The organism is Methylobacterium sp. WL119 (genome assembly GCF_008039875.1).
GTDB lineage: Bacteria > Pseudomonadota > Alphaproteobacteria > Rhizobiales > Beijerinckiaceae > Methylobacterium.
Map to the genome: position 1 here is coordinate 1 of NZ_VRUU01000142.1, position 9,950 is coordinate 9,950.

The window sequence follows — 9,950 nt, forward strand, 5'->3', positions numbered from 1 at the left end:
CGCAGCTCGGCGACGGGCCGGCCCCGCGGCCGCCGGGCGCGATCCCGAACTGAGCGGACCCGCGCCGCCGCCTGGAATGGTTCCAGCCTGTGCACCGGCGGCACCCCTGCCCCGCGCCGCGGACCGGCCCTGGAACAATCGCCGCCACCGCTCATTCTGCCGGGTGAGGGATGCCGGGGCCGTCGCGGCGGCCGCCCGGCGTTCGCCCCCGACAGACCCAAACGGAGCGACCACCATGGCGAAGGCCAAGCCCATCACCCGCATCGAGAGCGATCGCCTCAACACCCCGACCGACCTCGACCCGGCCGACACCAAGAAGATCGCCGAGGGCCTCGCGGTCCTGACCTCGGACCTGTTCGCGCTCTACATCAAGACCAAGAACTTCCACTGGCACATGAGCGGCCCGAACTTCCGCGACTACCACCTGCTGCTCGACGAGCAGGGCGAGCAGATCTTCGCGATCATCGACGACGTGGCCGAGCGCGCCCGCAAGATCGGCGGCACCGCGCTGAAGTCGCTGGGCCAGGCGAAGTCGCTGACCCGCGTCGCCGACAACGACGCGGAGTACGTCTCGCCGCTCGACATGCTGCGCGAGCTGCGCGACGACAACAAGACGCTCACCGCCAACATGCGCGAGCTGCACGAGGTCACCGACGAGGCCAACGACGTCTCGACCACCTCGCTGCTCGAGGAGTGGATCGACCAGTCCGAGGAGCGCACCTGGTTCCTCTACGAGTCGACCCGCAACGCCACCGAGGGCGGCCACTGATCTCTTACGCGTGACGCGAGATGCGGCCCCGCTTCCGATGAGGAGGCGGGGCTTTTTTCATGGCGCCCGCGGCGTCCCGAGCACCCGCAGCGCATGGGCGGGATCTGCGGCCACCAGGGCCAGCAGCGTGCGCGCCGCGGGATCGGGCGGCGTGCGGCCCTGTTCCCAGTTCCGCACCGTCCCGATCGGAACCCGGAGCAGGGCGGCGAAAGCGGCCTGCGTCAGGCCCAGGGTCCGCCGCAGGTCGTGGGGAGGCGGAACCAGCCGGTAGCCCTCGGCCTCCGCATCGGGGTCGTCGCCGTCGGCGACGGCCTGCGCGCGGATCTCCGCTTCCGTCGTCGCCAGGATGCGCGCGCGGTCGATGTCCGGCGGCGACGCGAGGAGGTCCGTCAGCGATGTCCGAGCCGATGTGCGAGCCGATGTGCGAGTCATGGCCGTCTCCCCTCACCCCCGCAACCCCAGCCGCACCTTCACCACGCCGACGTCGTCCGGGTCGCGGCTCTGCGCGAAGCCGAGGCGGCGGCACACGGCGAGCATCGCGCGGTTCTCGGCGAGCACCGTGCCCTCGACGGTGCCGATGCCCTCCGAGCGCGCCCAGTCGAGCATGAGCCGCATCAGGGCGAGCGCGAGGCCGGTGCCGCGGGCCTCGGAGCGGACGAGGATCGCGTACTCGCCGCTGGTGCCGTCGGCGTTGGCGTGCAGGCGCACCGCCCCGAGCATGCGCTTCGCCCCCTCGCCGGCGCCCGCCTCGGTCTCGTCGAGGGCGACGAAGGCGATGGCGCGGGCGTAGTCGAGCTGGGTCAGGCGGGCGAGGAAGGCGTGGCTGAAGTCGCGCACCGGGGCGAAGAAGCGCAGCCGCACGTCCTCCGGGTCGATCGTGGCGAAGAAGGCCCGGAACAGCGGCTCGTCCTCGGGCCGCACCGGGCGCACGGCGATCGCCCGGCCCTTCAGCGTCAGCGCCCGCACCCATTCGGCGGGATAGGGCCGGATCGCGAAGCGCGGATGGCCGCCGGCCCGGCGCGGGCTGGCGCGCAGGCGCACCCGGGCGTCGAGGGCGACGACGCCGTCGGCGTCGGCGAGCAGCGGATTGATGTCGAGCTCGCGCACGTCCGGCAGGTCGGCGGCGAGCTGGGCGAGCTTCACCAGCGTCAGCGCGATCGCGCCGCGGTCGACCGCCGGCACGTCGCGATAGGCGGCGAGCCGCCGGGCGACGCGGGTGCGGCCGATGAGGTCGTCGGCGAGCGCGAGGTCGAGGGGCGGCAGGCCGAGGGCCCGGTCGTCGATCACCTCCACCGCCGTGCCGCCGCGGCCGAACACCACCACGGGCCCGAAGACCGGATCCTCGGCGAGCCCCGCGATCAGCTCGCGGCGCTGGCCCTTGCGCACCATCGGCTGCACGGCGAACCCCGTGACCCGGGCATCGGGCCGCTCGCGCCGGGCGCGCACCAGGATCTTCCGCGCGGCGTCGCGGACGTCCTGCTCGCTGGTGAGGTCGAGGTGGACGCCGCCGATGTCGGACTTGTGCACCACGTCGGGCGAGACGACCTTCAGCGCCACCGTGCCGCCGGCGGCGATGATCGTCCAGGCGGCCGCCGCCGCCGCGTCGATGTCGGGGGCGAGCGTCAGCGGCACGGTCTCGATGCCGTAGGCCGCGAGCAGGCCGGCGACCGCGACCGGATCGAGCCACGCCGCCCCCTGCCGCAGGGCGGCGGCGACGATCGCCTCGGCGGCCGCGGTGTCGGGCGAGAAGTCGCGCGGCAGCGAATCCGGCGTGCGCATCAGGTCGTCCTGCGCCTCGCGGTAGCGCACCAGGTGCAGGAAGCCCTCGATCGCCTCGGAATCGGTGGCGAAGTGCGGGATGCCGGCGCCGGCCAGGATCGCCGCGGCCGCCTCGCCGTGGGACACCGCGAAGACCGGCTTCTTGCGCGCCTGCCCGCGCCGCGCCCGCGTCACCGTGTCGGCGACGGCCTGCGCCACCGCGGCCGCGTCCGAGCGGGCGGTGGGGACGTGGACGGTCAGCACCGCGTCGCCGGCATGGTCGGCCAGCATCGGCGCGAGGGCGGCGGCGTAGGCCGGCCCGTCGGCGGTGATGCCGAGATCGACCACCGGCCCGTCCGCCGGGACGCCGCCGCGGTCGGCGAGCCGGTCGGCGGCGAGCAGGCCGATGCCGCGGCCGTTGGTGAGGATCGCGAGGCGCTTGCCCGCGAACGGGCGCTGGTGCGACAGGGTCTCGGCGGCCGAGAACATCGCGTCGAGATCCTCGACCGCGAGCAGGCCCGCCCGGCGGAACGCGGCGGCGTAGACCGCGTCGGGCCGGGCCAGGGCGCCGGTATGGGTCTCGGGGTTCCGCCCGTCGCGGGCATGGCGGCCGGCGCGCAGGATCACCACCGGCTTGGTGCGCGCGGCGGCGCGGGCGGCGGACATGAAGCGGCGGGCGTCCGACACCCCGTCGAGGCACAGCAGGATCGCCCGGGTGCGCAGGCAGTTGGCGAAGTGGTCGAGGCAGTCGGCGATGTCGACGTCGCAGGCGCTGCCGAGCGCCATCACCGCCGAGAACCCGGCCCCGTGCCGGGCGCCCCACTCGACGATCGCCCCGGCGACCGTGCCCGATCGCGAGACCAGGGCGAGGTCGCCCGCCCGCGGCGCGCGGGCGAGCAGGCTGGCGTCGAGCCGGTGGCCCGGCACCGCGAGGCCGGCGCTGTCGGGCCCGAGCAGGCGCAGGCCGTGCTCCCGCGCGATCCGCGCCGCGCGCGGGCCGGGATCGTCCGGCTCGGTGCCGAGGCCGGCGGTGAGCAGGATCGCGGCGCGCACGCCCGCCCGCCCGGCCTCCGCGACGATCCCGGGGATGCTCTCGGGCGGGCTCGCCACCACGGCGAGGTCGGGCACCGCCGGCAGGTCGGCGATCCGCGCCACGCAGGGCACGCCGTCGGCCTCGGCATCCTGCGGGTGGACCGGGTGGACCGACCCGGGAAAGCCGCCCGCGCGGATCTTGTCGAACACCGCGCGCCCGAGCGAGCCGGCGCGGGCGCCGGCGCCGACCACGGCGACCGAGCGCGGGGTGAGCAGGGCCTCGAAGCGGTAGGTGCTCACGCGGGGCCTCCGAGCGGGGGGCCGGCCGCCCGGCGGAAGGCGGTCACGGCCGGTCCATCGGCATCATGCGATCCTTCTCGTCTGCCCGCCCGGTCGCGAATCAACGGGGGCGGGCCGATCGTCCGGTGCGCCCGCCTCTTCAACAGAGCAACCCGCGCCAGGGCAAGTCCTCATGTCGGCGCGCGCGGCGGCACGACCGGTCGCGCGGGTGCGGCCGCGCGGACCGGCGGCTCGGGAGCACCGGCAGGCCCTGGCCGCTCCGCCGCGGCCCGCGCAGGATCGCTCGCGATCTCGTTGCGGACACAACAAAGTTTTCAAGCCCGAGGCGGGAATCGAACGAGGGTATTGGCGCGCCGGGACGGAAAAGCAGGCGACTAATACCGAATCCGCGAAGGCTCCGGCCGTCTCGACGACCGGCTCCGCCATTGGACACCAGCGCCGCAGGGGGTCGGACTGGACTCCGGGTGCGGCGCTACACTCGTTTTTTTGTGTTGGAAGCCTTTCCATCAAGTTTAATCGAACGGAAACAGACCTTGCGCATTGCGTTGAGATGTTAGACATCATAGCCGCCTTGCCTGAACAAGCTGGCGTCAGCTGAAAATTTCCCAACCCTTGGGCTGCGTTGACGTCGGACGTGTCGAGGGAAGTCGGACCGGGGAACGATCGATGATGAACGACAACGGCATGGAACCGGATTACATCGCTCTGGCGGCAGAAATCGTGTCGGCCTTCGTGAGCAAGAATTCCGTTCCGGTCCCGGAATTGAACGGGCTCATCGTCTCGGTGCACACGACGCTGGCCCAGCTGGGGAACGGCGCCGCCGCCGAGAAGGTCGAGCCGCCGACGCCCGCGGTCTCGATCAAGCGCTCGGTCACGCCGGACTTCATCATCTGCCTGGAGGACGGGAAGAAGTTCAAGTCGCTGAAGCGCCACCTGCGCACGCGCTACGACATGACCCCCGACGCGTATCGCACCAAGTGGAACTTGGCGGCCGACTACCCGATGGTCGCGCCGAACTACGCCGCCGCCCGCTCCGAGCTCGCCAAGACGATGGGCCTCGGCCAGCAGCGTCGCAAGACCCGCGGCAAGGCCGCACCCGAGGCGGCCGCCGCTCCGGCCCCGCGCCGCAGCCGAGGCCGCAGCGCCGCCGAGGGCTGATCGCCGGGTTCTTCCGATCGCCCGACCGGGCCCGGCAGAACCCGCGTCCCGTCCCCCGTGGGAGACGGGCGGATTGCGGGGCACGACCCGTCCGGGTGGGTCATGCCCCTCGCCCCGGCCCTCTCCTCCGGGAGGGGGAGCCGGACAGCGCGACGCGATCCGCTCGCGGGCGCCCGCCCCCGGGAAATCCACAGCTTTCCGCGGCGCTCGCCGGGCCGATTCAGGGATCGGGCATCGCCGGGTGCGATGGCTGTCGGCGAGGAGCCGGCCGGTGGGGCCGGCCGCGTGAGGCGTCGTTCATGCCCGGCCAGCCCAGCCTCGTCGCCCGCCTGTTCTGGATCGCGGTGGTCGGCGGCGGCCTGTCGCTCCGGTACGGGCGCGGCGGCCTCCTGCTCTCGGGCGCGGCGCTCGGCCTCGTCCTGCTGCGCCATCTCGGGCGGCCCCGGCGCTTCCGCGCCCGGGTGCGCAAGCTCGCCCGCCGCCACGCCCGGACGCTCGCCCTGCGCCGCCGGCAGGAAAGCTTCGTCGACGCCTACGGCAACCGCATCGTCGACGGCTGGCTGCGCGAGCGCGACTACTTCGTCGCGCGCACCGTGGTGCCGGACCTGACCGCGCGCGGCTTCGCGGACCTGTGCGCGGCGCGGGCGGACACGATCCTGTCCATCGTCGAGGCGGTGGCCGAGGCGGTGGACCTGCCCGAGGACGACGCGGCGCCCGAGGAGGGCGTGCCCTACGAGCGGTTCTGCGCCGCGCGGCTCGAGCGCGCCGGCTGGCGCACGCACCCGACCCCGGCGAGCGGCGACCAGGGCGCCGACATCGTCGCCGAGCAGGGCCGCACCCGCCTCGTCGTGCAGTGCAAGCGCTACGGCCGCCCGGTCGGCAACGCCGCGGTGCAGGAGGCGGCCGCCGCCGCCCGCTACTGGTCCGGCGACATGGCCGCCGTGGTCACGAATGCCGGCTTCACCCCCGCCGCCCGCAAGCTCGCCGCCGCCACCGACGTGCTGCTGCTGCACCACGACGATCTCGACGACCTGCGCCCGATGCGGACCGTCCTGGCCGCGCGGGGCTGACGGCTCTTCTCCTCTTCCCTCCCCCGACGGATCTTGGGCTTGCCCGAGGTCCGCACCCCGTGTGCCCAAGTCGGGCAGGCCCGACTTGGGTGCGGGGGAGGGAAAGACGCGTCGCGTGCGCCCCTAGAACAGCCCGTCGATCTGGCCGTTCGCGTCGAGGCGGATCGTGTCGGCGGCCGGCACCCGCGGCAGGCCCGGCATGGTCATGATCTCTCCGCAGATCACCACGACGAAGCCGGCCCCGGCCGAGAGGCGCACGTCGCGCACCGCGACCACGTGGCCCTCGGGGGCGCCGATCAGGGTCGGGTCGGTCGAGAACGAGTATTGGGTCTTGGCCATACAGACCGGCAGGTGGCCGTAGCCGTCCTTCTCGAAGGTGGCGAGCTTGCCCGCCGCCTTGGACTCGATCTGGATGTCGGCGGCGCCGTAGAGCTTGGTCGCGATCGCCTTGACCTTGTCCGACAGCTTGGCCTCGGCCTCGTAGGTGTAGGCGATCGGCTTCGGCGCGCCCTGGGAGAGCGCCACCACCGCATGGGCCAGGGCCTCGGCGCCGGCGCCGCCCTCCGCCCAGTGCTTGCAGGTGATCGCCTCGACGTCGAGGCGTTCGCGACAGAGGTCGCGCAGCTTGGCGTGCTCGGCATCGGTGTCGGCGTGGAAGTGGTTGACCGCCACCACCACCGGCAGGCCGAAGCCGCGCACGTTGGCGACATGGCGCGCCAGGTTGGCGAACCCCTTCTCGAGGGCGTCGACGTTCTCGGCCCCGAGGTCCTTCTTGTTGACCCCGCCGTGCATCTTCAGCGCCCGCACCGTGGCGACGATGACCACCGCGGACGGCGACAGGCCGGCCTGCCGGCACTTGATGTCCAGGAACTTCTCCGCGCCGAGGTCGGCGCCGAAGCCGGCTTCCGTCACGGTGTAGTCGGCGAGCCTGAGGCCGGCGCGGGTGGCGATCACCGAGTTGCAGCCGTGGGCGATGTTGGCGAAGGGGCCGCCGTGGATCAGCGCCGGGTTGCCCTCCAGCGTCTGCACCAGGTTCGGCTGCAGCGCGTCCTTCAGCAGCACCGTCATCGCGCCGGTGGCCTTGACGTCCTTCAGGGTCACGAGCTTGCGGTCGCGGGTCTCGGCGACGACGATGCGGCCGAGGCGCTCCTCGAGGTCGGCGAGGTCCTTGGCGAGGCAGAACACCGCCATGACCTCGGAGGCCACGGTGATGTCGAAGCCGTCTTCCCGCGGAAACCCGTTGGCGACGCCGCCGAGCGACTGGGTGATCGCGCGCAGCGCCCGGTCGTTCATGTCGACGACCCGGCGCCAGTGGATGCGGCGCACGTCAATGTTGAGCTCGTTGGCCCAGTAGACGTGGTTGTCGATCAGCGCCGCGGCGAGCGCGTGCGCCGAGGTGATGGCGTGGAAGTCGCCGGTGAAGTGCAGGTTGATCTGCTCCATCGGCACGACCTGGGCCTTGCCGCCGCCGGCCGCGCCGCCCTTCATGCCGAAGCAGGGCCCGAGCGAGGGCTCGCGCAGGCAGATCATGGTCTTCCGGCCGATGCGGTTCAGCGCGTCGCCGAGGCCGACCGTCGTCGTGGTCTTGCCCTCGCCCGCCGGGGTCGGCGAGATCGCGGTGACGAGGATCAGCTTGCCCTCGGGCTTGCCCTCGAGCCCGCCGATGAAGCCGTGATCGAGCTTGGCGATGTGCTTGCCGTAATTGTGCAGGGCGTCGTCGGGGATGCCGAGCTTCTCGGCGACCTGCGCGATCGGCTGCAACGTCGCCGCGCGGGCGATCTCGATGTCGGAGGGCATGGTTTCCTCAACCTTTGGCACGAGGGCGTCGTGTGGCGTCCGGTTTTGTCCGCGACGTCCGTTCAAGCCGGCGTTGTGCCGTGCGACGGGCGCAAGACCAAGCGCAACGCCCGGCCGATTCCGACATTTTGCGTCAGCTCCGGTCGAAAAGCGCGTCGAAATTATTCGCTGCGCCGACAAATTCGATTTGGCGCGCCTTCAGCCGGTCATCGCGGTGGCGGTGTAGCCGGCCTTGGTCAGCGCCTCGGCCAGCACGAGGCTCTGGGCCGACGTCCGGATCGCGACGCGCTCATGCGCCCGGTCGACCGCGACCTCCGCCGCCGGATCGATCCGCTGGACGATGCGGCGCACCGACGCCTCGCACCCGCCGCAGGTCATGCCCTCGACCCGCATCAGAAGTTCGCCCTGCGCGTCCATGCCGTCGCTCCGTCGATCGATCGCCTGCCACCGATCTCGGGCGCCGGGCCGGGCGCGGCAAGGGCGGAGCAGGGCGAGGATTGGGCGCGCGAGGCCGCAAGCGGGCGAAGAAACTTCCGGATGTCACACTCGCGGAAAACCGCCGCGCCGGCTCACCTGCGCGCTTGCGGCCCCGCGGGCCCTCGGCGACAAAAGGGCTCCGCGGCCCCGATCAGGCAGGCCCGGGCTCCCCCCGAATCCAGGCAAGAAGGCACCCGTGGCGAACCGACCCACAGCCCGGAGGATCGGCCGGCATGCGGGCCTGTGGTCGATGGGTCTGCTCGGCCTCGTTGCGCTCGCGCCGCTCGCCGCCCTGATGCCCACGGTCGGCGCGCTCGCGCTCGGGGGGCTCGCCGCGTTCGGCGCGCTCGCGGCCCATGCCCGTGCGAGCGGGCTGAAGGCACGCTGCGACAAGCTCTCGGCCGAGCTCGACACCCTGTCGAAGCGCCTGCTCAAGGCCGAGGCGGCCGGCCGGGCCGATCCGGCGCAGGCCGGGCTGCCCCGCGACGTCGAGGAGCTGACCGTCGAGATCGGCCTGCTCAGCGGCATCGTGCGCGACCTCGCGGCCGTGGTCGGCACGCAGGACGGCGAGGTCGCGCGGCTGAAGCAGCAGGCCGCCGACCTGGCCGCCTCGAAGCCGGCGCCCGCCCCGGAACCGCCGCCGGCCCAAGTCTTCGCATCGGCCCCCGCCTACGCGCCGCCGCCCGCCTCGATTCAGCCGCCGGCCTACGTGCCGCCCGCGGCGCCGGAGCCCGAGCCGGCGCCGATGCCGGTGCCGCGCCTCTTCCCGCCGCGCGCCCTGCCCCGGGCGGACGCGGCCGCCCGGGGCTCGACCGAGGACGAGGCGGTGATCGCGGCCTTCGACGGCGACGGCCTCGAGGTCCACCTCCAGCCGCTGGTGACGCTGCCGCAGCGCAAGGTCGCGTCCTACGAGGCCCTGGCCCGCCTGAGGCTCGCCGGCGCGGTGCTGACGCCGGAGGCGTTCCTGCCGGTGCTGGAGCGGCACGGCCGCTCGACCGAGCTCGACCGGCGCATGCTGCAGCGGGTCGCCACCATCGCCCGCCACCTCGTCGGCCGCGGCAGCGAGGCGGCGGTGGCCTACGGCCTGTCGCCGCTCTCGCTCTACGAGCCCGGGTTCCTGCGCGGGATCGCGCGGCTGGTCGCGGCCGAGCCGGCCCTGGCCGGCCGCCTCGTCGTCGCCCTGCCGCAGGCGAGCTGGCGCAACCTCGACGCCGAGCAGGCCGGCGCCGTCGCCGCGCTCAAGGGCCGGGTCGGCTTCACCCTCGACCGGCCGGCGGACCTGCGCTTCGACGCCGCGGCGCTGGCGGGCTACGGCGTCGGCCAGGTCAAGGTCCCCGCCGGCCTGCTGCTGCGCCCCGGCCCGGCCCGGCGCAGCCTGTCGGACATCGCGATCGAGGACCTCGTCACCGCGCTTGCGCGGGCTGGCATCCGCCTGGTCGCGACCGACGTCGCGGCCGAATCCGACGTGCCCGATCTGATCGACCTCGACGTGCCGTTCGCGCAAGGGGCGGTCTTCGCCCCGCCGCGCCCGGTGCGGGCCGACGTGCTCGCCGCGCAGGCCCCGCCGGTCCCCTCCGCCCCCCCGACCC

8 protein-coding genes are annotated in these 9,950 nt (G+C 73.7%); 4 read left to right on the forward strand and 4 right to left on the reverse strand.

The features are described 5' to 3' along the window. The first annotated feature begins 235 nt into the window (after positions 1 to 235). Positions 236 to 769, forward strand: a complete 534-nt coding sequence (locus FV227_RS26405; RefSeq protein ID WP_147729700.1) for a DNA starvation/stationary phase protection protein — start codon at positions 236 to 238, stop codon at positions 767 to 769. Positions 770 to 826: 57 nt separating this feature from the next. Here the strand turns inward: FV227_RS26405 and FV227_RS26410 are convergent, their stop codons facing one another. Together FV227_RS26410 and FV227_RS26415 are read right to left on the reverse strand one after the other, a co-directional pair. After that, entirely contained in the window at positions 827 to 1,201 is a 375-nt protein-coding gene (locus FV227_RS26410) for a helix-turn-helix domain-containing protein (protein ID WP_147729701.1), read from the reverse strand. A 12-nt stretch (positions 1,202 to 1,213) separates the two neighbouring features. Then, entirely contained in the window at positions 1,214 to 3,859 is a 2,646-nt protein-coding gene (locus FV227_RS26415) for a bifunctional acetate--CoA ligase family protein/GNAT family N-acetyltransferase (RefSeq protein ID WP_147860279.1), read from the reverse strand. 666 nt (positions 3,860 to 4,525) lie between these two features. On the opposite strand from FV227_RS26415, the gene FV227_RS26420 reads away from it, so the two are divergent. After that, the gene (locus tag FV227_RS26420; protein WP_147844642.1) at positions 4,526 to 5,017 is read left to right on the forward strand and encodes a MucR family transcriptional regulator; all 492 of its coding nucleotides are present in this window, start codon (positions 4,526 to 4,528) and stop codon (positions 5,015 to 5,017) included. A 299-nt stretch (positions 5,018 to 5,316) separates the two neighbouring features. Beyond that, complete coding sequence (locus FV227_RS26425) at positions 5,317 to 6,087, forward strand: restriction endonuclease (protein WP_147860280.1); 771 nt, start codon at positions 5,317 to 5,319, stop codon at positions 6,085 to 6,087. 123 nt (positions 6,088 to 6,210) lie between these two features. Here FV227_RS26425 and FV227_RS26430 read toward each other — a convergent pair whose 3' ends face one another. Then, positions 6,211 to 7,884 carry a formate--tetrahydrofolate ligase gene (locus FV227_RS26430; RefSeq protein WP_147729048.1) on the reverse strand — a complete coding sequence of 558 codons (1,674 nt, stop codon included), beginning with the start codon at positions 7,882 to 7,884 and terminating at the stop codon, positions 6,211 to 6,213. A gap of 198 nt (positions 7,885 to 8,082) precedes the next feature. Further along, on the reverse strand, positions 8,083 to 8,301 hold the full coding sequence (locus FV227_RS26435) for a heavy-metal-associated domain-containing protein (RefSeq protein WP_147729049.1): 219 nt from the start codon (positions 8,299 to 8,301) through the stop codon (positions 8,083 to 8,085). Between the two features lie 256 nt (positions 8,302 to 8,557). Here FV227_RS26435 and FV227_RS26440 point away from each other — a divergent pair. Further along, the coding region (locus tag FV227_RS26440) for an EAL domain-containing protein (protein WP_246688381.1) at positions 8,558 to 9,950 on the forward strand (1,393 nt) is incomplete at its 3' end.

Bases quoted from the DNA above. Each gene is read 5' to 3' on its own strand.
- FV227_RS26405 (WP_147729700.1), top strand. From the start codon at position 236: ATGGCGAAGGCCAAGCCCATCACCCGCATCGAGAGCGATCGCCTCAAC.
- FV227_RS26430 (WP_147729048.1), bottom strand. From the start codon at position 7,884: ATGCCCTCCGACATCGAGATCGCCCGCGCGGCGACGTTGCAGCCGATC.
- FV227_RS26410 (WP_147729701.1), bottom strand. From the start codon at position 1,201: ATGACTCGCACATCGGCTCGCACATCGGCTCGGACATCGCTGACGGAC.
- FV227_RS26420 (WP_147844642.1), top strand. From the start codon at position 4,526: ATGATGAACGACAACGGCATGGAACCGGATTACATCGCTCTGGCGGCA.
- FV227_RS26435 (WP_147729049.1), bottom strand. From the start codon at position 8,301: ATGGACGCGCAGGGCGAACTTCTGATGCGGGTCGAGGGCATGACCTGC.
- FV227_RS26425 (WP_147860280.1), top strand. From the start codon at position 5,317: ATGCCCGGCCAGCCCAGCCTCGTCGCCCGCCTGTTCTGGATCGCGGTG.